Genomic DNA, 21,909 nt, shown 5'->3' on the forward strand with positions numbered 1-21,909 from the left:
CGTGTCGCTCAGCAGGCAGAGTCAACCGGCATAGACGTCGACCCTGATCCCACTCTCGGCGTCACTGACACCCGGATGTCGCCGGTCTGATTGGCTCCCGTCTTCATGCGCCACGTCAGGTCGACCTTCTCCTGGGGGTCGAGCAGCAGTGTCGCGTTCAGGACCGGGCGCCCCTGGTCGAGGATCGGGCCAGGGCCGCGCAGGGGCTTGCCGTTGAGGGCGAGGGCGCTGATCTGACCGCCGACGGGACCGTAGATGTAGACCTGCACGAGCTGGGAGCCGGGCTTACCGCCGTACGTCGCGTAGCTGCCGGTCACGTAGTCGGGCAGGGAGGCGGCGTCCTCGGGGGCGTCGGACATCAGGGTGGCGTGGCCGGCCAGGCCCTGTACGCCCTGGTTGCAGTACGTCGCATCGACGGAGACGTCATAGCGCAGGTAGTACGACATCTTCGAGGCGGTGCCGTCGTTGAGGTAGAAGCCCACCTGGGGCGCCGCGTCGGGGTCGGTGACGAGGTCGCCGGCGACCGCCTTGCCGGCGATGGCTTCCTGGAGGGAGTCGTCGAAGCTGTGCACGAACACCCGGTGCTCCCGGACCCCGTCCGCGATGGCCCGCACCAGCTCCTGAGGTGAGCCGACCCCGGTCGACACCTTGTCGAAGACGGTGCGAGCGACCCGGCGGAACCAGCGGTCCTGGGCGGCCGGGTCGGGGAACCGCTGATAGACACGTGACAGCAGCTCGTCGACGGCGTTGTCCTCGGTGAGCGTCACGCCGCCCACCTCGACCGGGCCGGTGGCGCCGAGGAGATACGAGATGGCCACCGGGTCGACCGAGAGCACGCCGTCGAGCCGCTCGGGGTAGACCTGCTCCCAGCGGGCCCGCCAGAGGTCGGACGCCCGCGAGAAGTCCGGCTGCAGGTTGGCGTCGAGGAAGTAGGTGCCGAGGATCTCGTTGTAGACGGCTTCCTCGGAGTCGGTCAGCGGCAGCACCGGCCGATCCGTGCGACCGAAGGTGTTGGCCGCGACCTGACGCGTCATCCGGACTTGCCCGTCGTCGGCCCGCACCACCGACACGGCACCGGGCAGGCCACCGGTGGCGCGGATCTCGGCGTTGTTCTGGAAGACGAGCAGGTAGTCCTGGGGGCCGTCGCTGCCGAGCATGGTCGGGAGCACCCGGAGGGCCGTGTCGGCGCTGGAGAGGATGGCGGCCGCGTCGTCGACCTGCCGGGTCAGTTCGCGGTACTTCGTGCGCAGCCGCTCGACGTAGCCTGTCGAGTCCTCGCCGACCAGGCGCGCCCGCGCGTCGTCGAACGCCGCCCTGCCCGCCGCCACCGGGTCCTGGAGCGCCTCGAGCGCGGCCACGTCGATCCGCGCCTGGGCCGGCACGATCAAGTCGAGGTCGTCGGAGACCCGGACCAGCGGCTCCACTCCCGCGTCGGCGAGATCGCGGGCGACCGCACTCGCGACGGCCACGCCGCGCGCGTCGTCGCCGTACGCCGGCAGGTGCTCCAGGACCGACCAGGTGAGGCCGGCGGTCCGGTCCGCCGCCGCGGCGCTGTGGTCGCGCAACCGGCCGAGCGACGCCTGCACGGCATCGTCGTCGTCACCCTCGACCGCGGCACGCAGCGCCGTCGCGTCGTCGACGGCGGCGGTGAGGTCGCGGTTGACCTGATAGGTCGTCCAGGCGGCCCAGGCCGCGAAGAGGACGACGGCTCCGACGAGGACGGCGAGCCCGATCCACAGAGCGCGTCGATTCACGCGGTCACCCTAGTCAACACCGATCCGTTCCTCCGGCACACCGACCAACTCGACGTACGGTGGTGGTTTCGAGGCTCAGGCGCTAGCGCACCTTCGCACCTCAACCACCGACGACGGCGGCCACTGACAAAATGCACTCGGGCCCCGCGACGAGTGGTCACGGGGCCCGGCGATCGCGGTCGGCGCCTCAGCGCTTCTTGACCACGACGGTGATCTTGCCCTTCGACGCCTTGAAGGCGGTGCCCGCCTTGGGCACGAAGTCGTACTTGAACTTGTACTTGCCGGGCTTGAGCTTCGGCAGCTTGACGACGACCTTCCCCTTCTTGACCTGGAAGGAGACGTTCTTGCCCTGGAGCTTCTTGGGGAGCTTCTTGTCCGCGAGCTTGACCACGACCTTGCCGGTCGGCTTCACGTTGCCGTTGGTGCCGATGGTGATCTTGACCTGCGGCTTCGCGCCGGGCTCGACGACCACGCTCTTCGGCGCCTGGGGCTTCGTGGGCACGCAGGCCGGCTGGTACTGCTCACCGCAGGCGCGGGCCGGCGCGGCCTGGGCCACGGGGCCCGCCAGCGCAACGAGACCAGCCGACAGCATCAGTGCCGCCACGAGACCGGACAGGTACTTCTTCATGCGGGACTCCCCTTGAGTGCCTTGAGTGCTCACGTAGTACCGCAGCATCCAATCACACAAATTGGGTATGCGTCCGGCAAGCTCGACACCTGGAGGCGGAGATCACGGCCCTGACGCACATGCTCGTCGAAAGGCACCGGAATTATCGACCCCGGGAGTCGATAGTGGCCCAGATGGGCTATTGAGAGTGGCGCTCACCGCCCTCGTGATCACCCTTCCCGCACCAGGGTGGTCCAGACATCTCGGACCGAGCACCCCGCCTCCGGCCGCGCTCGGTCGATCGAGCGCGAGGAGCCCGGAGATCCTTGATGTTTTGATGCCACAGGCTTGATGATAAGATGCGTGGATGCGCACCACGGTGAACATCGACGACGAGCTCCTCGCTGCAGCCAAGGTGCTCTCCGCACGCTCGCACCGGACGATCGGATCCATCCTGGAGGAGGCGCTGCGCAAGATGCTCTACGACGTGGAGCAGCAGACCGAGGCCACGTCGGCGCTGCCCGACTTCGCCTACTCGGGTGGGCTGCGGCAGGGAGTCGACCTCTGGGACAAGGACGCGATGGCCGAACTGCTCGGCGAGGCGCGTCGCTGAGGTGCTGTTCCTCGACGTCAACGTACTCGTGGGCGCACAGCGCAACGACGACTCTCCGCACGCCCGCGACCTGCGCAACTGGCTCGAACGAGCCCTGGTGGGTCACGAGCCGATCGGCATCAGCGAGCTGGCCCTCAGCGCGATGGTCCGCATCGTCACTCATCCGCGCGTCTTCGAGCGTCCCTCTGCCCCCGCCGAGGCAGTCGCGTTCGCCGAGGCCCTGCTCGGTTCCTCGCGAGTGACAGCGGTCCGGCCCGCGGCCCGGCACTGGGCGATCTTCACCGAGCTCGTCGCAGGGCACCGCCTGCGAGGCAATGAGATCCCGGATGCCTACTACGCCGCGATCGCGCTCGAGCAGGGCGCGACGGTCGTGACCGCGGACCGCGGGTTCCAGCGGTACGGCGTACGCGTGCTCGACCCCACGACCGGGTGACGCAGGCGCCGAAACGCCGGTCCCACCCGTGGGTGGGACCGGCGTGCTCGAGCTCGTGCAGTCGATCAGATGCTGACGACGACCTCGGCGATGTCTCCGACGGATGCGATGACCTTCTTGTCCACCGGCTCCGCCTTCGGCGCGAGCGTGCGCAGCGTCCACTCGCCGTTGCCGGCGAAGAACCGGAAGTGACCGGTGGCCGAGGTCGGCACCTCGGCGGTGAACTCCCCGCTGCGGTCGAGCAGGCGGACGTAGGCGTTGCCGACGGGCTCGCCGTCGCGCACGACCTGTCCCTGGACGATCGCCTCCTTCTTGACGTCGATGCCGTCGAGGGACAGGCCGCCCTCAGTTGCTCCGCACATGTTCCTGCTTCCTTCTGTGATGTTGCGTAGGTGGTGGTTTCGAGACAGGCGCTAGCGCGCCTTCCTCAACCACCGTTGACCGGCCGGCGCCTTCCTCAGTCACCGTTGACGGGGTTTCGAGGCTCAGGCGCTAGCGCGCCTTCGCACCTCAACCACCGTGATGGGACTCGCTCAGGCCTCGCCGGGCTCGTCGCCGACGGCCACCGGGACGCCGACCAGGGAGCCGTACTCGGTCCACGAGCCGTCGTAGTTCTTCACGCTCTGGTGGCCGAGCAGCTCCTTGAGCACGAACCAGGTGTGCGAGGAGCGCTCGCCGATCCGGCACAGGGCGATGGTCTCCTTGCTGTCGTCGAGCCCCGCCTCGGCGTACAGCGCGCGCAGGTCGTCGTCGGACTTGAAGGTGCCGTCGTCGTTGGCCGCCTTGCTCCACGGCACGTTGATCGAGGTCGGCACGTGGCCGGCGCGCTGCGCCTGCTCCTGCGGCAGGTGCGCCGGCGCGAGCAGCCGTCCGGCGTACTCGTCGGGGCTGCGCACGTCGACGAGGTTCTTCACGCCGATGGCCTCGACGGTCTCGTCGCGGAAGGCGCGGATCGAACGGTCCTGCTCCTGCGCGGTGTACGACGTGGCGGCGCGGCTCGGCAGCTCGTCGGTGAGCTCGCGCGAGTCGAGCTCCCACTTCTTGCGGCCGCCGTCGAGGAGCTTGACGTCCTGGTGGCCGTAGAGCTTGAAGTACCAGTAGGCGTAGGCCGCGAACCAGTTGTTGTTGCCGCCGTAGAGGACGACGGTGTCGTCGTTGGCGACGCCGCGCTCGGAGAGCAGCGCCTCGAACTGCTGCTTGTTGACGAAGTCGCGACGGACCTGATCCTGCAGGTCGGTCGTCCAGTCGAGCTTGATGGCGCCCTTGATGTGGCCCTTGTCGTAGGCCGTCGTGTCCTCGTCGACCTCGATCAGCACCACCTTCGGGTCATTCAGGTGCTCCTCCACCCACTGGGCGGTGACAAGGGAGTTCTCGCGGGTCATGTGCTTCTACCTTTCTTGTGCGCCGAGGAAGGGGCGCGGGGTCTGGGATCAGTGCGCGGTCGCGCGCTTGATGAGGAGGTACATCTCGCAGCCGAGGCAGAACCGGAAGACGGCATTGAGGAGGGCGGCCGCCAGGGCGAGTCCGACGGCGACGAGGCCGACGAGGTCGGCGCCGAGGAGCAGCGCGACGAGCCCGACGACGGCGAAGCCGAGTCCGACCGCCTGGGCGAACCGCGGCGGGGCCGGGTCCTCGAGCTCGGCCGGCGCGCCGAGTCGCGGCCGGACGAGGGTGCGGAAGAGCCAGGAGTACGGCGTGTGCTGCACGCCCCGGGACGCGCCGATCGCGAAGAGCGCGGCCTGGGCGGCGAGCAGGGCGGTCGCCACCGGGCCGGGCGCGAGCAGCAGCACGGCGAGCAGCACGACCGAGGTGAGGGCGGCGGCGAACTGCGGGCCACGCGGGTCGATCCCCGGTCGGGCATCGACCCCGTGGGTGGCAGCGGTGGTGGCGGACATGTCTCTCCTGCGGACGAGTGCGTGGACTGGTGGCCACGCAGGTCAGCAGGGAGCTGAGGCGCAGCCGATCAGTGCATTCGACACAGGGACGAGCGCACGCGGCAGTGGTCGACTGCGCGGCGCTTCGTCAGCAGGGTCGAGGACATGGCACACAGACTAGGGAGCGAGTTGCGGCCGGCCACAATCGGCGTATCAATATTCGAGACGACTGTCCACAATGTGGGCATCAGGTCCTCCCGAGGGCGGCGACGACCTGCTCCTTGCGCGGTGCACCCGACGCTCGTGTCACCTCGCGGCCGGCGGCGTCGAGCACCAGCGTCGTCGGGGTGCGCAGCACACCCAGCCGACGGACCAGCTCGAGGTGGTGCTCGGCGTCGACCTCGAGATGCACGACGCCGGGAACCGCCTCCGCGACGTCGGCGAGCGTGCGACGCGTGGCCCGGCACGGCGCGCAGAACGCCGAGGAGAACTGGAGCAGCGTGGCCTTCTCGCCCAGCTCGGCCTCCGGGAGCGCGCGGCGTACGTCGTCCCAGGCGCTGGCGGGCGGGTGCGGTGGTTTCGAGACAGGCGCTAGCGCGCCTTCCTCAACCACCGTGGGCCCGGCGAGCGCGCCTTCCTCAACCACCGTGGGCCCGGCGAGCCCGCCTTCCTCAACCACCGTGGGGGTGGTGTGGCGGAACCGGCCGTCGGTGCGGGCGCGGTAGAGCCCGAAGCCCACGGCCAGCGCGACCGCGGCGAGGGCGACCCACGCTCCACTGCTCACATCTGGGACAACCCACCCGGGGGCGAGCGCATTCCGGCGCTGTGGAAGCGTTCGCGCACATGGGGCTGCCGGGTCGGGTGCGACGCGCGCTGCTCATCGCGCTCGGGGCGTACGTCGTGCTCCTCGCGATCGCCCTGCTGGCCCCCACGTCGGGCACCCAGTCGGAGATGGCGTCGTGGCTGTGCGACCTCGGCCGGGCGGTCGGCTTCGACGCGGGTACGGCGACGCAGCCGCGGGCGGAGTTCCTCTGCAACGCGCTGATCCTCGCGCCCGTCAGCGCACTCGGGTCGCTGGCCTGGCCGCGCACCGACTGGCGGGACTGGACCGCCTGGACGTTCCTGGCCGCCGGGCTGGTCGAGCTCGTCCAGGGGGCGGTGCTCTCCGGCCGCACCGCGTCGTACGCCGACGTCGTGGCCAACACCCTCGGCGGACTCGCCGGAGCGTTGGTCGTGGCCCTCGTCCGGCGCGTCCGGGCGACCGCGGGCTGAGAGATCAGCCGCCGGCGAACGGCGGCAGGAACTCCACCGTCTGGCCGGGGAGCACCTCGACCCGGCCCGGGTCCTCGGAGCCCACCGGCCGGTCGCCGACCAGCGTCGAGCAGACCTTGAGCACGTCGGGCAGCCGGGTGCCCGGGTGCAGGGCGACCGCCCGGCGTACCACCTCATCGAGGGTGACGGGCCCGTCGACCGCGATGTCGTCGCCGCTCACGCCGGCGGCCGCGCGGGCCGAGGCCCAGTAGTGCACCCGGATGCTGGCGGTCTCGACGTTCATGTCACGGTATTCTTCCCGACCAGAGTCACCGGCCGAAGCCCAGCGTCGCGTTTCGGCCCCCGCCCGCCATGGGAGGAGGCCACCAGTGAGCACGCTCCTGCTTCTCACCAGCGCGCTCCAGCCGTCGGCCGAGGTGCTTCCGGCTCTTGCCCTGCTGGGCCACCAGGTCCGGATCGTGCCCGCGACCGGCAGCGCCCTGCTCGACGCCCCCGACGCCGACCTGCTGCTGGTCGACGGGCGCCAGGACCTCGCCCACGCGCGCGACCTGTGCCGGCTGATCCGCACCACCGGCACCGACGTGCCGGTGCTCCTCGTCTGCACCGAGGGCGGCCTCGCCGTCGTGCTCCACGACTGGGGCATGGACGACGTGGTGCTGCACACGTGCGGGCCGGCCGAGCTCGAGGCGCGCATCAAGCTCGCCGTCGGGCGCCTCACGGCGCGCCGCGAGGCCGACGACCCCGAGGCGCATGTGATCCGCTCCGGCGAGGTCGTGGTCGACGACGCGTCGTACACCGCCAAGGTCGGCGGCCGCTCGCTGGACCTGACCTTCAAGGAGTTCGAGCTGTTGAAGTTCCTGGCCCAGCACCCCGGCCGGGTCTTCAGCCGCCAGCAGCTGCTCCAGGAGGTGTGGGGCTACGACTACTTCGGCGGCACCCGCACCGTCGACGTGCACGTGCGGCGACTGCGCGCCAAACTCGGGCCGGAGAACGAGACCCTGATCGGCACCGTGCGCAACGTCGGCTACCGCTTCGTGCTGCCCGCGAAGGAGCAGGAGGCCGCGGCCGACGCCCGCACCGGCAGCCAGGCCGAGCAGACCGTGTGAGGTCTACGGGCGGACCAGGCGACGGGTGAGACGTCGGCCCCGGCGGTTCTGCACGAACATGGCGATGGCGTCCTCCAGGCCGACCTCGGCCATCGTCCGAGGGCCACGCCATCGTCGCCACGCGCTGCGCAGGTTCACGGCTCCCATGCAATGCCCGGGCCGGCCCGCGCCGCATCACCGATGTGGGGTAGGCCGTCGCCGCCGCCCGACCGTGGAGTCCTGCGCGTACCGGCTGCGCACGGCGCTCCACGACGACGCTCTCCACAGGCGCCCGGTCCGCGGCCTGCGCGGTCGCGCACCCGGGCAGGCTCCGCACATGGATCAGCACCCCGCACTCGGACTCGACGAGTCCGCCCTGGCGGCGCTGCTCGCGCAGCAGGACGGGGTCGTCTCGCGCCGACAGCTCCGGTCGCTCGGAGCGCAGCGACACGACATCGACCGCCTGCTGCGCCGCCACCGGCTCGCCCAGTCCCACCCGCGGGTGTACGTCGACCACACCGGCCCGCTCACCCCGCGCCAGCGGGCCTGGGCGGCCGTCCTGTACGCCGCGCCGGCGGCCCTCTCCGGGCGTTCCGCGCTCGCCGATCCGGAGCCGAACGCACCCGTCCACGTCTCGATCGATGCCAGTCGCCGGCTGACGGCGCCCGACGGCGTACGCATCCAGCGCCGTCGGGACTTCGCCGCACAGGTGCTCTGGAACGCCTCACCGCCGCGGCTCCGGTACGACGCGGCCGTGCTCGACCTGGTCGAGGAGGCGTCCGACGAGATGGCCGTCGTGCGGCTGCTCTCGGACGCCATCGGCAGCCGACGCACCACGGTCGCGCGACTGCGTAGCACGCTCGCCGGTCGGTCACGGATGCCACGCCGGCGCTGGCTGTCCCGACTGCTCGACGACCTCGCGACCGGCGCCTGCTCGGTGCTCGAGCACGCCTACCTCACGCGGGTGGAGCGGGCGCACGGCCTGCCTCTCCCGGATCGCCAGGCCGTGCGCACCGGCGTGGCCGGACGGGAGTACCGCGACGCGTCGTACGCGGTCGGCGTGACGGTCGAGCTCGACGGCCGACTCGGACACGCGTCGTTCGACGGCGGCGGCCGCGACGCCGACCGCGACCTCGACGACCACGCCGACGGCCGGGAGGCCGTCCGGCTGCGATGGCACCAGGTGGTCGACACTCCCTGCCGGACCGCGCTGCAGCTGGCCCGCATCCTGCAGCGCCGCGGCTGGGCCGGCATGCCGATCGCCTGCGGGCCGGACTGCGCCGTCGCCGAGCTCGCCACGGAGTGATCGTGGAGTCGCACGCACACCTCACGTGCCCAGCGCTCCACGATCAGGCTCGACACCCCCGGCCTAGGCTGGGCCCGTGCCCGACCTCGACCTGCTCGCCAGCATCACCGCCGAGGCCGAGACGGCCGACGGCGCCGCGCCCCTCGACGAAGCCACCTGGCGGGCGCTGCGGCACCGGCCGGAGTCGGTACGCAGCTGGCTCGACGACGACGGCTGCGCGCTGCTGATCGGTGCCGAGGTCGACCTCGTCGTCCGCCCGGGGGCGCGCGGTCGCGGCCTCGGCGGGCGGCTGCTCGGCGAGGCGCTGGCGGCGTACGGCGCGGGCGAGCTCGGCGCGTGGTCGCACGGCGACCACCCGGCGGCGGCCCGGCTGGCGGACCGGCACGGCTTCGCGCGGGTCCGGTCGCTGTGGGTGATGCGCCGGTCGACGGCGGTCCCGCTGCCCGAGCTGGTGGTGCCCGAGGGCCTGACGATCCGTGGCTACACCCCGGCCGACGCCGACGAGCTGATCCGGGTCAACGCGGCGGCGTTCGCCCACCACCCCGAGCAGGGGGCGATGGACGCCGCCGACCTGGCCGAGCGGATGGCGGAGCCGTGGTTCGACCCCGCGGGCCTGCTGCTGGGCTTCGACGGCGACCGGCTGGCCGCCTTCCACTGGACCAAGCAGCACGATGCCGGCCTCGGCGAGGTGTACGTCGTGGGCGTCGACCCGGCCACCCAGGGCTGCGGTCTCGGGAAGGTGCTCACCCTCGCCGGCCTGCACCACCTGGCGGACCGGGGCGTCGGCGAGATCCTGCTGTACGTCGAGTCCGACAACGCCCCGGCCGTGGCGGTCTACGCGGGGCTCGGGTTCACCCACGCGGCCGCCGACACGCACGTGATGTACCGCCGCGCGTGAGGCTGGGGGCGGGTCGGGCGCGCCGCTTCCCCAGCCGAGCTCACCCGGGGAGGCGCGGGTCCGGCCTCATCCCTTGATGAGGCCGACGACCCGCGATACTCAGCGCAGCGGACGCACGTGCAGGCCGACCTCGGGGTCGACGACGACCTCCTGGGCGGCCGGCATGCCCTCGACGCTGAGCTGCGCGTCGAGGGAGACGTTGCGCTTGACCATCGCGAGCGCGATCGGGCCGAGCTCGTGGTGGCGCGCGGAGGTGCCGACGAAGCCGACCGCCTTGCCGTCGAGCTCGAGCGGCGCGCCGACCGTGGGCAGCCGGTTCTCGGAGCCGTCGAGGTGGAGCAGGGTGAGGCGCCGCGGCGGCCGGCCCAGGGTGTGCACGCGGGCGACGGTCTCCTGGCCGCGGTAGCAACCCTTGTCGAGGTGCACGGCGGGGCCGACCCACCCGGCCTCGTTGGGGATCGTGCGGTGGTCGGTGTCGAGCCCGAGCCGCGGCTCGCCGCGCGCGATCCGCAGCGCCTCGAACGCCCAGAGACCGCAGGCCGGACCGGCCGCCTCGGCGTACGCCGTGAGCCGGTCGCGCGGGACGAACTCGTAGCCGGCGTACGGACCCTGGTTTCGAGACGGTTGCTGCGCAACCTCCTCACCCACCGGCCGCCGCGGGCGCCAGGTGGTCGCAAGCTCGGACGTCACCTCGGCGACCTCGACGCGCATCATGAAGCGCATCCGGTCGAGGAACTCCACGAGCGCCGCGGCCGCGCCGGGCTCGGTGTGGGCGGTGAAGGCATCGTCGCCGTCGTCGTACCCGAAGAACGCATGCTCGACGTGGCCCTGGGGGCTGAGGACCAGCGCACCGGTCCACACCTGCGGGGCGAGCGTCTCGAGGTGCTGGGTGGTCAGCGAGTGCAGCCAGGTGAGCCGATCGGGTCCGGTGACCCGCACGACGTCGCGGTGGGAGAGGTCGACGAACCCCTCCCCCGCCTCGAGGCTGCGCTGCTCGCCGTTGAACGACCCGTAGTGGGCCGCGACATCGCGGTCGATGCCGTCGGCGGCGACCGCCCCGGGCAGGCTCAGCAACGGGCTACTCACTCGTCTCACACTCCACGCACTCGCCGAATACCGCCAGATGTCCCACGTCGACGACGAAGCCGTGCTGCTGTCGCAGCGCCTCGGCCAGCGGCGCGGCCACCTCCGGGTCAACCGATACGACCCGGTGACAATTCCGGCAGACCAGGTGGAAGTGCTCGTGGTCGGTCACCGAGTGGTACGTCGGGGCGCGGTCGGACAGGTGGGTGTGCCGCACCAGGCCGAGCTCCTCCAGGACCTCCAGGGTCCGGTAGACCGTCGACACGTTGACCGCGCTGGCGTGCTGCTGCACCTCGGAGAGGATCTCGTCCGGGGTGGCGTGCCCGAGCCGCTCGACCGCCTGCAGCACGAGCTGCCGCTGGGGCGTCAGCCGGTAGCCGAGGCTGTGCAGCCGCGCGGCGAGGTCCTCGGTCACGTCGTCCCCCTACTGGCGCACCAGCCGCGCCCACAGGTGGGGCTGCAGCTGCTGGCCGACCGCGGCCATGTCGTAGGCGTAGAGCAGGTCGCCCTCCACGTTGCCGTAGAGGCGCTTGCCGCCGGCATACTCCTTGGCCGTCTCGGTGCGCACCACGGCGTCGGTCGTCAGGTCGAGCTTGCCGCCCTCGGCCTCGCCGTACCAGACCTCGACGAAGCCGGTGTTGTGGGTGAGCAGCAGCTCGACCCGGCCGCCGGGCTTGCAGCGCAGGAAGCCGGCCTCCTGGGCGGCGTCGCGGACCTTCTCGCCGTTCTCGTCGACGATCCACGCCCGTGAGAAGTAGTGGAAGAACGGCCGGCCGTCGTGGGTGAAGACCAGCTCCTGGCCGTACTCGAACGCATCGATCGTCGGATAGTCGCCGTGGCCGCGACCGCCCCACCGACCCAGCAGCCACGCGACCGGGCCGCAGTCGGGGTGCAGGTTGTCGGGGAGCTCGAACGGCATACGGCTAACTCTAGGGTGGTGGTCATGACTCGCCCACTCGTCGTCAAGGTCACCTGCGGGTCCGACGAACCCGAACGCAGCAACCAGGGCCTCACCGTGGCCGCGACCGCGGTGAGTGCGGGAGCCGAGGTGAGCCTGTGGCTGACCGGCGAGGGCTCCTGGCTGGGCGTGGCCGGGCGGATGGCCTTCGCGCTGCCGCACGCCGCCCCCGTCGGCGACCTGGTCGCGGCGGTCGCCGCGGGCGGCCGGGTCACCGTCTGCACCCAGTGCGCCCAGCGACGCGGGATCACCGAGGCCGACCTGCTGCCCGGCGTACGCATCGCGGGGTCGTCGGCGTTCGTGGAGGAGACGCTGGTACCGGACGCACAGGCACTGGTCTACTGACCGATCGGACCCGCTGCTCGGGTCCTCGACGCGGCACTAGGCTTCAGCCCTGATGACATCGAACGACCCGACTCCGACCCGCTGGTGGCAACGCAAGGGCGAGCCGCAGGACGCCGGTGGCACGACCCCGCCCGCAGCTCCCCGCCCGGCCGGGGCGGACGCCACCCCACCGACCGCGGCGCGCGCCGCCGCCGACCTCGAGGCTGCGGCCGAGCGCGCCGCCGAGCTGCGCCGCCGGGCCGAGCAGGCCGCGACCGAGCAGGCCGCCGAGCGCCTGGTCGCCGAGGAGGCCGCCCAGGAGGCCGCCCGGGCCCGTGCCGAGGCCGACGAGCGGGCGGCGGAGCACGCGGCGAAGGCGCAGGAGGCGTACGACGCGCGCCGCGCCGCCGAGGAGGCAGGCGAGGCACACGCGGCCGAGCGGGCCCGCCTGGAGGAGGCGGCGACCGAGGCGGTCCGCGCCCGCGAAGAGGCGGAGGAGGCCGCACACAAGCTGGTGGACTCCGCCAAGGTCGCGACCGCCCTGCGGCTGTCCGCCGAGCAGGCCGCCGCCCAGCAGACCGTCGACCGCACCGCGGCCGAGGAGGCCGCCCGCGCGGCCGCCGAGCGCGCGACCGCCGCCGAGGAGGCCCGCGCCGCGGCCGAGGAGCGAGCCCGGCAGCAGGCCGAGACCGCCGCCGCCGCGCACGAGGCCCGCCTCGCCGCCGAGCAGTCCGCCCGCGAGGCCGCGACCGCCGCGGAGGAGTCGCTGCGCGAGCTGGCCGACTCGACCCGGCAGGCGCTGCAGGACACCGTCGCCTCCACCCAGCAGGCACTCCAGGACACCGCCAACTCCACCCAGGAGTCGCTGCGCGCGACCGCCACGTCCGGCGAGGCATCGCTGCGCGAGCTGGCCGACTCGACCCAGCAGGCACTCCAGGACACCGCCAACTCCACCCAGGAGTCGCTGCGCGCGACCGCCACGTCGGCCCAGCAGGCGCTGCAGGAGCAGTCGGCCGCCGCCGAGCAGTCCGTGCGCGGCGCGGCCGCGGCGGCCGAGGAGTCGGTGCGCGCCGCCGAGGCGAGCGCCCGGCAGGCCCACGAGGCCCGCACCGCGGCCGAGGCCCGCGCCACGGAGCTCGCCGAGAGCCTGGCGCAGGCGACCCAGGCCCACGAGGACTTCGTGCGGGTCTCGCAGGAGTCGCGCGCCGAGGCCGAGCGATCGGCGGCGGACCAGGCGACGGCCCGGGCGGCCGCGGAGGCGACCGCGGCCGAGGCCCTGAACGGCCGCAGCGTCGCCGACGAGGCGGCCGCCGCGGCCGCGCGGAGTGCCGAGGAGGCGCACCGCGCCCGGACCACCGCCGAGGAGGCCGCCCGCGAGCAGGCCGCCGCGGCCGAGTCCGCCGGTGCCGCCCGCGGCCGCGCGGAGGAGGCCGCCACCCGACAGGCCGAGGCCGCCGCGACCGCGGCCGCGGGCGAGGCGGAGGCGCGTCGTACCGCCGCGGAGATGGCCGAGGCCCTCCAAGCGGCACACGAGGCCCGGATCGCCGCCGACGAGGCCGCCCGCGAGCAGGCCGCGCGGGCCGAGGAGGCGCACGCCGCTCGACTCGCCGCCGAGGAGCTCGCCGCCGCGGCCGTCACCGCCCGCGAACGGGCCGAGGCGCAGGCGCGGACCCAGCTGGACGCCGCGAGCGCCGCCCACGGCGACCGGTCCGCGGCCGAGGAGGCCGCCACGGCCGCCGCGACCCGGGCGGAGGAGGCGCAGTCGGCGCGCGAGCAGGCCGAGATGCGGGCCCGGGAGCAGGCCGAGGCCGCCGCCCAGGCCGTCACCGACCAGACCGCGGCCCACCAGCGCGCCGAGCAGCAGGCCATGGACGCCGAGCGCGCCCACGAGGCGCGCGCCGCCGCCGACGCCGGCGCCCGGGCGCACGCCGAGGCACGTGAGGCCGCCGAACGGGCCGCCACCGAGGCACTCGCGGCCCGGCACGCGGCCGAGGAGGACGCCCGCACCCACGCCGAGCTCGCGGCCACCGCCGCCGCCGAGCGGCAGGAGGCCGAGCGGAAGCTGCGCGAGATCCTCGACTCCACCGGTGCGGCCGCCGCCCGGCAGGCCGAGGAGCTCCAGGGGGCCGTCGCCGCCCGCGAGGCCGCCGAGCAGGCCGCGGCCGAGCAGGCCCGGCTGCGCGCGGAAGCCGAGGCGGCGGTCGCCGACCGAACGGCCGACCGGAGCGCGGTCGAGGCCGCCGTACGCCACCAGGCCGAGATCGCCGAGGACGCCATGCGCGAGCGGGTCGCCGCCGAGGAGAAGGCGCGCGAGCTGGCCCAGGAGCTCGAGCAGGTCCGCGCCGAGCTGCTCGAGCTGCAGAGCCAGCGGCACTGGTGGCAGCGCAAGGGCTGACCCGCCGAGTTCGCGCGTCACCCCCTGTTCATCCGCTGGTGCGACACTCGAAGGCATGACCCTCGACAGCCTGCCGCCGGACGCCGTCGCCAGCCATGGCGAGGGGATCCCCGATCAGCCGTTCGACGTCGAGCCGCCCTACGAGCCCGACGACGAGGCGCTGGAGGCCGTCGAGAAGTACGCCGACCGGTTCCTCGACCGCGAGCTGTCGTGGCTGCGGTTCAACCAGCGCGTGCTCGAGCTCGCCGAGGACCGGCAGTTGCCGCTGCTGGAGCGGGCCCGGTTCCTGGCGATCTTCACCAGCAACCTCGACGAGTTCTTCATGGTCCGGGTCGCCGGGCTGAAGCGCCGGATGGCGGCCGGCCTGGCCGTGCCCGCCGCGAGCGGCCTGATGCCCGCGGAGCTGCTCGGGGAGATCCTGACCGCCACCCGGGAGCTCTCCGAGCGGCAGGTCCGGGTGTTCCGCGACGACATCGTGCCCGCCCTCGCCGACTCCGGCATCGAGCTGGTGCGGTGGGACGACCTCGACCGCGAGGAGCAGCGGACCTGCAAGCGGCTCTTCAAGGAGCGGGTCTTCCCGGTGCTGACGCCGCTGGCGGTCGACCCCGCCCACCCGTTCCCGTACATCTCCGGCCTCTCGCTCAACCTGGCGGTGCTGATCCGCAACCCGAAGACCGGCAAGGAGCACTTCGCCCGGGTCAAGGTGCCGCCGATCTTCAGCCGCTTCGTGCCGGTCGGCAACCAGCGCTTCGTGCCGCTCGAGGACGTCATCGGCGAGCACCTGAAGCGACTGTTCCCGGGCATGGACGTCCTGGAGGTGCACACGTTCCGGGTCACCCGCAACGAGGACCTCGAGGTCGAGGAGGACGACGCCGAGAACATCCTCGCGGCGCTGGAGAAGGAGCTGCTGCGCCGCCGGTTCGGGCCGCCGGTGCGGCTGGAGGTCGAGGAGTCCATCGCCCCCCAGGTGCTCGAGCTGCTGATCTCCGAGCTGGGGATCTCCGAGGAGGAGGTGTTCCGCCTCGAGGGACCGCTCGACCTGCGCGGCCTGCACGACATCGCGGACCTGCCCCGCCAGGAGCTGAAGTACCCCGCGTTCGTGCCCATGACGCACCCCCAGCTCGCCGAGGTGGAGTCCTCCGCGCCCGTCGACGTCTTCAAGGCGGCCCGGCGCCACGACGTACTGCTGCACCACCCGTACGACTCCTTCGCCACCTCGGTGCAGCGGTTCCTCGAGCAAGCGGCCGCCGACCCCCACGTGCTCGCGATCAAGCAGACGCTCTACCGCACCTCCGGCGACAGCCCGATCATCGACGCCCTCATCGACGCCGCCGAGAGCGGCAAGCAGGTGCTGGTGATCGTCGAGATCAAGGCGCGCTTCGACGAGGAGGCCAACATCCGCTGGGCGCGCAAGCTCGAGCAGGCCGGCTGCCACGTCGTCTACGGCCTGGTCGGCCTCAAGACCCACTGCAAGCTCGCGATGGTGGTGCGCGACGAGGCCGGGCATGGGGCCGGCATCCGCCGCTACACCCACATCGGCACCGGCAACTACAACCCGAAGACCTCGCGGATGTACGAGGACCTCGGGCTGATCACCACCGACGAGCGCATCGGCGAGGACGTCGCGCACCTCTTCAACAACCTGTCGGGGTGGTCGCGCAACGCGTCGTACAACGAGCTGCTCGTCGCCCCGGACTCGGTCCGCTCGGGGCTGATCGAGCAGATCCACCGCGAGGTCGCCCATCGGCAGGCCGGACGGCCGGCGCGGATCCGGATCAAGGCCAACTCGGTGGTCGACGAGGCCGTCATCGACGCGCTCTACCTCGCCTCACAGGCCGGGGTGCCGGTCGAGATGCTCGTGCGCGGCATCTGCGCGCTGCGTCCCGGCGTGCCCGGGCTGTCGGAGACGATCACGGTCCGCTCGGTGCTGGGCCGGTTCCTGGAGCACAGCCGGATCTTCTGGTTCGAGAACGGCGGCCGGCCGGTCGCCTGGATCGGCTCCGCCGACATGATGCACCGCAACCTCGACCGCCGGGTCGAGGTGCTCGTGCGGCTGCCCGGTGACGACAACGTGACGGCGATCGGCGGGCTGCTCGATCTGGCGTTCGACGACGACACCAGCGCATGGGTGCTCGACAGCGACGGGCTGTGGGCCAGCAACGGCGGCACCACGCACCTCCAGGAGGCCCTGATCGAGGCGCAGCGCCGGCGGCGGTGACGCAGGCCACTCCCGGCGTACCGCACGGGGGGTCCTCACTTGCGCGATCCGGCAGGCCACCCCCTAGGCTGTTCGCGTTCTGGTCCTCCTCATCAGGAGTTATCCGTGGGTTTGCGATTCCGCCCCGTCGACACCTCGTTCTACGACCTTCTCACCGAATCCGCTCAGCACCTCGTCACCGGTGCATCGCTGCTCGCGGAGATGCTCGCCGAGGACGCCGACCACGACGACGTGGCCCGCCGGATGCGGGAGGCCGAGCACAACGCCGACGAGACCACCCACGCGATCGTCAAGAAGGTGAACTCGACCTTCGTCACGCCGTTCGACCGCGAGGACATCTACGCGCTGGCCTCCGGCCTCGACGACGTCATGGACATGATGGACGAGGTCGTCGACATGATCCTGCTCTACGAGGTCCGGCTGCTGCCGGCCGAGCTGTCGGGTCAGGTCGAGGTGCTCCAGCGGTGCGCGGAGCTGACCTCCGCAGCGATGCCGAACCTCCGGTCGATGCAGTCGCTCGAGGAGTACTGGATCGAGGTCAACCGACTCGAGAACGCCGGCGACAAGAACCACCGGCGCATCATCGCCAAGCTGTTCAGCGGCGAGTTCAAGACCATCGAGGTGCTCAAGCTCAAGGACATCACCGAGTCCCTCGAGGAGGCGATCGACGCCTTCGAGAAGGTCGCCAACACGGTGGAGCAGATCGCGGTCAAGGAGTCCTGACCGCTCATGGACCTCGCGATCGTCATCGCGGTCGTCGTCGTCGCCCTGACGTTCGACTACACCAACGGATTCCACGACGCAGCCAACGCCATCGCCACCTCGGTGTCGACCCGGGCGCTCACGCCGAGGATCGCGCTCGGCATGGCAGCGATCATGAACTTCGTCGGCGCGTTCCTCGGCCAGGAGGTCGCCAAGACGGTCAGCAGCGTGATCACCATCCCGGACGACACCCACGGGTTGGTGATCGTCATGGGCGGCCTGCTCGGCGCGATCGCCTGGAACATGATCACCTGGTACTTCGGCCTGCCCTCGTCGTCCTCGCACGCCCTCATCGGCGGCCTCGTCGGTGCCGCCATCGCGTCCGGCTCGAGCATCGAGTGGCAGGTCATCCTCGACAAGGTGGTCATCCCGATGATCGCCTCGCCCCTGGTGGGCTTCGGCGCGGCGTTCGCGCTGATGCTCGCGATCATGTGGATCTTCCGGAAGCGCAACCAGCACAAGGTGTTCCGCGGCTTCCGGGTCGCCCAGACGATCTCCGCGGCGGCGATGGCGCTCGGCCACGGCCTGCAGGACGCGCAGAAGACCATGGGCGTGATCTTCCTGGCGCTGCTGACCGGGGGGTACGTCTCCGCGGGTGACGACCTCCCGCTGTGGGTGATCTTCTCCGCGGCCGGCGCGATCTCGCTCGGCACCTGGTCGGGCGGCTGGCGGATCATGCGGACCCTCGGCCGCCGGATCATCCACCTCGACCCGGCCCGCGGCTTCGCGGCCGAGACCGTGGCCGCCGGTGTCCTCTACACCACGGCGTTCGTCTTCCACGCCCCCATCTCGACCACCCACACGATCACCTCCGCGATCATGGGTGCCGGCGCGACCAAGCGCTTCTCCGCCGTACGCTGGGGCGTGGCCCGCTCGATCGTCGCCGCCTGGGTCCTCACCTTCCCCATGGCCGGCCTGGTCGCCGCCTTCTTCTACGTCATCCTGCACGCGATCCTCGGCCAGTAGAGGTCGCCCGGGTTTCGGATACCCAGTGACGAACTGGTCGTTCCGGGTCGCTCGGAACAACCAGTTCGTCACTGGGTATCGCTCGGATCTCAGCTCGCACGCCGGTAGCCGAGGAAGCGCTCCCGCTGATCCGCGGTCAACCGGCGGCGGAGATCGACGGTGTGCGTCGGCACCCACCACGGGGGCGCCTCGAGGGTCCAGGCACGGTCGACCGGCGAGCTGTAGGGAGCCCGTGACCTCGCGGCGAGGATCCGGCGCGTCAGGCGGCCGCGGTCCCGACGGTCCGCGGACACGAGCGTGAGGTACTCCAGGCCGACGCCCCGGAAGCCGTCCTCGCGCACCAGGTCCTTCGAACGTCGCTCGCCCGCGAGGTGCAGCGCTCCGTCGTAGTCGATCGCCAGGCCGGCCTCGACGTCGATCAGGTCCGGAGTGCCGAGGTGCCGGCCGGACCGATCGAAGACCGGACGGTTGGTGAGCGGTGGCGTGAGCCCGAGCTCCAGCGGCCAGGCGAGGCGGACGTCGACCTCGGTCGGCGACCAGGCGTTCTCGTCGACGAGCTGCGCCGCCTTCCGCGCCCGGGGGATCCCGATCCAGTGGTACAGCAGCTCGAAGTGCTCGAGCAGCTCCGCCTTCGACACCAGGTCCGCGGCGGCCGCCATGTCGAACGCGCGGACGGCCGCGGCCAGGCTCGGCGCGTAGCGCATCTCGAACGCCACCGCGCAGACCGGGGTCACGACCCGGAGCCCGTCGACCACCATCCGGTCGCGTGGCGGGATGTACTCCGAGGTGACCGCGGCCCCGGGCTGCGATCGCATCGCGCCCCGGGTGGTCGCGATCCGCACCGCTCGTTCAACCTCCCCCGCACGCGCCGTCCCATCGATCCACTCGGCACCGTGCCAGCGCAGCGCCGCCCACCCGGTCACCGAGCTCTCCCCGGTGAGGAAGTGGGCGGCCTCGACGATCCGCTGCTCGGGGATCGTGGAGTCGACGTACGCCGGCACGAAGTAGCCGCGGGTCGTCCGTCGCCACCGCCCGCCACGGGACTGAGCACGCGTCGGGCCCACCCGTCCCTGCGGATCCACCCGCACCGGTCGCACCAGCGTCGGCCGCGCCGGGTCGAACGGCGGCGGCACCAGGTGCTGGGTCCGGGCTCGCATCCGTCCCACCATGGACGATCGCGCGCGACCGCGCAGCGCTCATCCACAGCCCTCACCCCACCGTCCGATCATGATGCTGCCGCGATCGAGCCGATACCCAGTGACGATCTGGCTGTTCCGGGGCGGTCGGAACGACCACTTCGTCACTGGGTATCCCCCCGCGGCGACCCCCTTGCAATTCCCTTGTAGGAATCCGTGCCCTGAACGCCCGGCATCTTGAGGCGGACGGCGTTTGATTGCTGGACATCAGGATCGAACCGTCCGGCCGATCGGCCGGACGGGTCCCAGGGGGAGGGAAGTCCGATGCGCATGAGCGTTCACGGCAGGCACCGCACCGGCCGGCACTGTCGCCGGGTCGACACGGGGACGGGGGCGACGACCGCGATGGTGGCGCTGGTGGCCGCCGCGGCCGACGACGACAACGACGGGACGATCCCGGCGATCACCGGGGCACGCGACTTCCGGCCGTGGGTGCCGCCGCGGCTGGTGGCGACCGGACCGGACGTCACGATGAACGGCCCGGGCACCCGGTTCCGGGTGGGCGAGCTGGTCGACGAGTCCGAGGCCGCGCCGCGGCGCGGCGTCCTGGTTCAGCTGGCGGAGCGCAGGCGGTAGCCCACGCCCCGCACGGTCTCCACGAACCGCACCTGGCCGCGGCGGTCGCCGAGCTTGCGTCGCAGGTTGCCCATGTGGACCTCGACATGGTGGGTCTCGCCCCACGTCTGGCCCCAGACCCGCTGCATGAGCACGGTGCGCGGCCACACGCGCGACGGCGCGCGCATCAGGGTCACCAGCAGCTCGAACTCGGTCCGCGTCAGGCCGACCTCCTCGCCGTCGCGCAGCACCCGGTGTGCGTCGACGTCGACCACGAGGTCACCGTGGCGCAGCACCTCGTGCTGGACGGCGCCCTCGACGGCATCCGCGCCGTCGGCGGGCCCGTCCGGCTCGTCGTACGCCGCGGGCTCGACCAGCCGGCGCGGACGGCGGAACATCGCGTTGACCCGGGCCTTGAGCTCGCGCACGCTGATCGGCTTCGCGAGGTAGTCGTCGGCCCCGGTCTCGAGCCCGATCAACCGGTCGATCTCGTCGGCCTGCGCGGTCACCATGATCACGTACGCGTCGGTCATCGGCCGGATCCGGCGACAGACCTCGAGGCCGTCGATCCCCGGCAGCCCGACGTCCAGGGTGACCAGGTCGGGAGCGAGCTCCGCGACGAGCCCCACGCCGTGCTGCCCGTCGCTCGCGATCCGCACCTCGAAGCCCTGGGAGGTCAGGGCGAGCTCGAGGAGCGACGCGGTGTCCGCGTCGTCCTCGATCACGACTGCTGTGCGTGGCACCAGTCCCCCATCGCGTGCGGAGCGACACTTGCGACCGGCTCATCGGCCGGCCCGGGAGGGACCTGAGGGTTTCGCCGCGGATCAGCCGAAGCGGCCGGAGATGTAGGCCTCGGTGGACGGCTCGTCGGGGTTCGTGAACATCTTGGTGGTCGGGTTGAACTCCACCAGGTGTCCCGGCTGGCCGGCCGCCTTGAGGTTGAAGAACCCGGTCTCGTCGGAGACCCGGGCCGCCTGCTGCATGTTGTGGGTCACGATCACGATCGTGTACTCCGACTTCAGCTCGTGGATCAGGTCCTCGATCGCGGAGGTCGAGATCGGGTCCAGCGCCGAGCACGGCTCGTCCATGAGCAGCACCTCGGGCTCGACCGCGATCGCCCGCGCGATGCACAGACGCTGCTGCTGGCCGCCGGAGAGGCTCATGCCGGGCTTGTCGAGGCGGTCCTTGACCTCGTTCCAGAGGTTGGCGCCCCTGAGGGACTTCTCGACGATGGCGTCGGCCTCGGACCGCTTCATCTTCTTCGCGTTCAGCTTCGAGCCGGCGATGACGTTGTCGTAGATCGACATGGTCGGGAACGGGTTCGGCCGCTGGAAGACCATCCCGATCTGGCGGCGTACGGCGACCGGGTCGATCGCCGGGTCGTAGAGCGACTGGCCCGAGACCATGACCTTGCCCTCCACCCGGGCGCCCGGAATCACCTCGTGCATCCGGTTGAGGGTGCGCAGGAACGTGGACTTGCCGCAGCCGGACGGACCGATGAACGCGGTCACCGCCTTGGCCCGGATGGTCATGTTGACGCCCTCGACGGCGAGGAAGTCGCCGTAGTAGATGTTCAGGTCCGAGACGTCGATGCTCTTGGCCATGGGCTC

At 72.0% G+C, this 21,909-nt stretch carries 25 protein-coding genes; 12 read left to right on the forward strand and 13 right to left on the reverse strand.

What is annotated here, in order from left to right:
* Positions 1 to 8 precede the first annotated feature (8 nt).
* Both FHU40_RS10100 and FHU40_RS10105 read right to left on the reverse strand, forming a co-directional pair.
* Positions 9 to 1,754: a DUF4012 domain-containing protein gene (locus FHU40_RS10100; protein ID WP_183592054.1), complete on the reverse strand. Its 1,746-nt coding sequence runs from the start codon at positions 1,752 to 1,754 to the stop codon at positions 9 to 11.
* Between the two features lie 187 nt (positions 1,755 to 1,941).
* Positions 1,942 to 2,382 carry a hypothetical protein gene (locus FHU40_RS10105; protein WP_183592055.1) on the reverse strand — a complete coding sequence of 147 codons (441 nt, stop codon included), beginning with the start codon at positions 2,380 to 2,382 and terminating at the stop codon, positions 1,942 to 1,944.
* A gap of 346 nt (positions 2,383 to 2,728) precedes the next feature.
* Here FHU40_RS10105 and FHU40_RS10110 point away from each other — a divergent pair, with 346 nt between their 5' ends.
* Together FHU40_RS10110 and FHU40_RS10115 are read left to right on the forward strand one after the other, a co-directional pair.
* On the forward strand, positions 2,729 to 2,974 hold the full coding sequence (locus FHU40_RS10110; RefSeq protein ID WP_183592056.1) for a type II toxin-antitoxin system VapB family antitoxin: 246 nt from the start codon (positions 2,729 to 2,731) through the stop codon (positions 2,972 to 2,974).
* A 1-nt stretch (position 2,975) separates the two neighbouring features.
* A complete protein-coding gene (locus FHU40_RS10115; protein WP_183592057.1) occupies positions 2,976 to 3,407 on the forward strand; it encodes a TA system VapC family ribonuclease toxin in 432 nt (143 codons plus the stop codon).
* A 65-nt stretch (positions 3,408 to 3,472) separates the two neighbouring features.
* On the opposite strand, the gene FHU40_RS10120 is transcribed toward FHU40_RS10115, so the two are convergent.
* The 4 genes from FHU40_RS10120 to FHU40_RS10135 all read right to left on the reverse strand — a co-directional run bounded on the left by FHU40_RS10120 (position 3,473) and on the right by FHU40_RS10135 (position 6,065).
* A complete protein-coding gene (locus FHU40_RS10120) occupies positions 3,473 to 3,769 on the reverse strand; it encodes a DUF1416 domain-containing protein (protein WP_183592058.1) in 297 nt (98 codons plus the stop codon).
* A gap of 171 nt (positions 3,770 to 3,940) precedes the next feature.
* Positions 3,941 to 4,789, reverse strand: coding sequence for a sulfurtransferase (locus tag FHU40_RS10125; RefSeq protein WP_183592059.1), 849 nt, complete (start codon positions 4,787 to 4,789; stop codon positions 3,941 to 3,943).
* A 48-nt stretch (positions 4,790 to 4,837) separates the two neighbouring features.
* On the reverse strand, positions 4,838 to 5,302 hold the full coding sequence (locus FHU40_RS10130; RefSeq protein WP_183592060.1) for a DUF4395 domain-containing protein: 465 nt from the start codon (positions 5,300 to 5,302) through the stop codon (positions 4,838 to 4,840).
* Positions 5,303 to 5,528: 226 nt separating this feature from the next.
* Entirely contained in the window at positions 5,529 to 6,065 is a 537-nt protein-coding gene (locus FHU40_RS10135; protein WP_183592061.1) for a thioredoxin domain-containing protein, read from the reverse strand.
* A 59-nt stretch (positions 6,066 to 6,124) separates the two neighbouring features.
* Here FHU40_RS10135 and FHU40_RS10140 point away from each other — a divergent pair, with 59 nt between their 5' ends.
* A complete protein-coding gene (locus tag FHU40_RS10140; protein ID WP_183592062.1) occupies positions 6,125 to 6,553 on the forward strand; it encodes a VanZ family protein in 429 nt (142 codons plus the stop codon).
* Positions 6,554 to 6,557: 4 nt separating this feature from the next.
* On the opposite strand, the gene FHU40_RS10145 is transcribed toward FHU40_RS10140, so the two are convergent.
* The gene (locus FHU40_RS10145; protein ID WP_183592063.1) at positions 6,558 to 6,836 is read right to left on the reverse strand and encodes a MoaD/ThiS family protein; all 279 of its coding nucleotides are present in this window, start codon (positions 6,834 to 6,836) and stop codon (positions 6,558 to 6,560) included.
* 85 nt (positions 6,837 to 6,921) lie between these two features.
* Here FHU40_RS10145 and FHU40_RS10150 point away from each other — a divergent pair, with 85 nt between their 5' ends.
* The 3 genes from FHU40_RS10150 (at position 6,922) to mshD (ending at position 9,842) form a co-directional block, all read left to right on the forward strand.
* The gene (locus tag FHU40_RS10150) at positions 6,922 to 7,659 is read left to right on the forward strand and encodes a response regulator transcription factor (RefSeq protein WP_183592064.1); all 738 of its coding nucleotides are present in this window, start codon (positions 6,922 to 6,924) and stop codon (positions 7,657 to 7,659) included.
* Between the two features lie 316 nt (positions 7,660 to 7,975).
* Complete coding sequence (locus FHU40_RS10155) at positions 7,976 to 8,944, forward strand: hypothetical protein (RefSeq protein ID WP_183592065.1); 969 nt, start codon at positions 7,976 to 7,978, stop codon at positions 8,942 to 8,944.
* Between the two features lie 76 nt (positions 8,945 to 9,020).
* Entirely contained in the window at positions 9,021 to 9,842 is an 822-nt protein-coding gene (gene mshD, locus FHU40_RS10160; protein ID WP_183592066.1) for a mycothiol synthase, read from the forward strand.
* 99 nt (positions 9,843 to 9,941) lie between these two features.
* On the opposite strand, the gene ygfZ is transcribed toward mshD, so the two are convergent.
* From ygfZ to FHU40_RS10175, 3 genes are read right to left on the reverse strand one after another with little or no spacing between them, the layout of a single operon-like run.
* The gene (gene ygfZ / locus FHU40_RS10165; RefSeq protein WP_183592067.1) at positions 9,942 to 10,928 is read right to left on the reverse strand and encodes a CAF17-like 4Fe-4S cluster assembly/insertion protein YgfZ; all 987 of its coding nucleotides are present in this window, start codon (positions 10,926 to 10,928) and stop codon (positions 9,942 to 9,944) included.
* Positions 10,921 to 11,340, reverse strand: coding sequence for a Fur family transcriptional regulator (locus tag FHU40_RS10170; protein ID WP_183592068.1), 420 nt, complete (start codon positions 11,338 to 11,340; stop codon positions 10,921 to 10,923). Before FHU40_RS10170 ends, ygfZ begins: the two co-directional genes overlap by 8 nt.
* Before the next feature lie 9 nt (positions 11,341 to 11,349).
* Positions 11,350 to 11,844 carry a heme-binding beta-barrel domain-containing protein gene (locus FHU40_RS10175; RefSeq protein ID WP_183592069.1) on the reverse strand — a complete coding sequence of 165 codons (495 nt, stop codon included), beginning with the start codon at positions 11,842 to 11,844 and terminating at the stop codon, positions 11,350 to 11,352.
* A 24-nt stretch (positions 11,845 to 11,868) separates the two neighbouring features.
* Here FHU40_RS10175 and FHU40_RS10180 point away from each other — a divergent pair, with 24 nt between their 5' ends.
* The 5 genes from FHU40_RS10180 (at position 11,869) to FHU40_RS10200 (ending at position 18,548) form a co-directional block, all read left to right on the forward strand.
* Entirely contained in the window at positions 11,869 to 12,228 is a 360-nt protein-coding gene (locus FHU40_RS10180; protein WP_183592070.1) for a DsrE family protein, read from the forward strand.
* 52 nt (positions 12,229 to 12,280) lie between these two features.
* Positions 12,281 to 14,602 carry a coiled-coil domain-containing protein gene (locus FHU40_RS10185; protein WP_183592071.1) on the forward strand — a complete coding sequence of 774 codons (2,322 nt, stop codon included), beginning with the start codon at positions 12,281 to 12,283 and terminating at the stop codon, positions 14,600 to 14,602.
* 55 nt (positions 14,603 to 14,657) lie between these two features.
* Complete coding sequence (locus FHU40_RS10190; protein WP_183592072.1) at positions 14,658 to 16,820, forward strand: RNA degradosome polyphosphate kinase; 2,163 nt, start codon at positions 14,658 to 14,660, stop codon at positions 16,818 to 16,820.
* 105 nt (positions 16,821 to 16,925) lie between these two features.
* The gene (locus FHU40_RS10195) at positions 16,926 to 17,543 is read left to right on the forward strand and encodes a DUF47 domain-containing protein (protein ID WP_215525423.1); all 618 of its coding nucleotides are present in this window, start codon (positions 16,926 to 16,928) and stop codon (positions 17,541 to 17,543) included.
* A 6-nt stretch (positions 17,544 to 17,549) separates the two neighbouring features.
* Positions 17,550 to 18,548: an inorganic phosphate transporter gene (locus tag FHU40_RS10200; RefSeq protein WP_183592073.1), complete on the forward strand. Its 999-nt coding sequence runs from the start codon at positions 17,550 to 17,552 to the stop codon at positions 18,546 to 18,548.
* A gap of 89 nt (positions 18,549 to 18,637) precedes the next feature.
* On the opposite strand, the gene FHU40_RS10205 is transcribed toward FHU40_RS10200, so the two are convergent.
* Positions 18,638 to 19,705 (reverse strand): hypothetical protein, encoded by a 1,068-nt coding sequence (locus tag FHU40_RS10205; RefSeq protein ID WP_183592074.1) that lies wholly within the window; start codon positions 19,703 to 19,705, stop codon positions 18,638 to 18,640.
* 303 nt (positions 19,706 to 20,008) lie between these two features.
* Between FHU40_RS10205 and FHU40_RS10210 the strand changes: the two genes are divergently transcribed.
* Entirely contained in the window at positions 20,009 to 20,320 is a 312-nt protein-coding gene (locus FHU40_RS10210) for a hypothetical protein (protein ID WP_183592075.1), read from the forward strand.
* On the opposite strand, the gene FHU40_RS10215 is transcribed toward FHU40_RS10210, so the two are convergent.
* The gene (locus tag FHU40_RS10215; protein WP_252274779.1) at positions 20,296 to 21,042 is read right to left on the reverse strand and encodes a response regulator transcription factor; all 747 of its coding nucleotides are present in this window, start codon (positions 21,040 to 21,042) and stop codon (positions 20,296 to 20,298) included. The genes FHU40_RS10210 and FHU40_RS10215 overlap by 25 nt on opposite strands.
* Before the next feature lie 81 nt (positions 21,043 to 21,123).
* Positions 21,124 to 21,903: a phosphate ABC transporter ATP-binding protein PstB gene (pstB, locus tag FHU40_RS10220; RefSeq protein ID WP_183592076.1), complete on the reverse strand. Its 780-nt coding sequence runs from the start codon at positions 21,901 to 21,903 to the stop codon at positions 21,124 to 21,126.
* Positions 21,904 to 21,909 lie beyond the last annotated feature (6 nt).

It is taken from the genome of Nocardioides soli (genome assembly GCF_014191495.1).
Taxonomy (GTDB): Bacteria; Actinomycetota; Actinomycetes; order Propionibacteriales; family Nocardioidaceae; genus Nocardioides; species Nocardioides soli.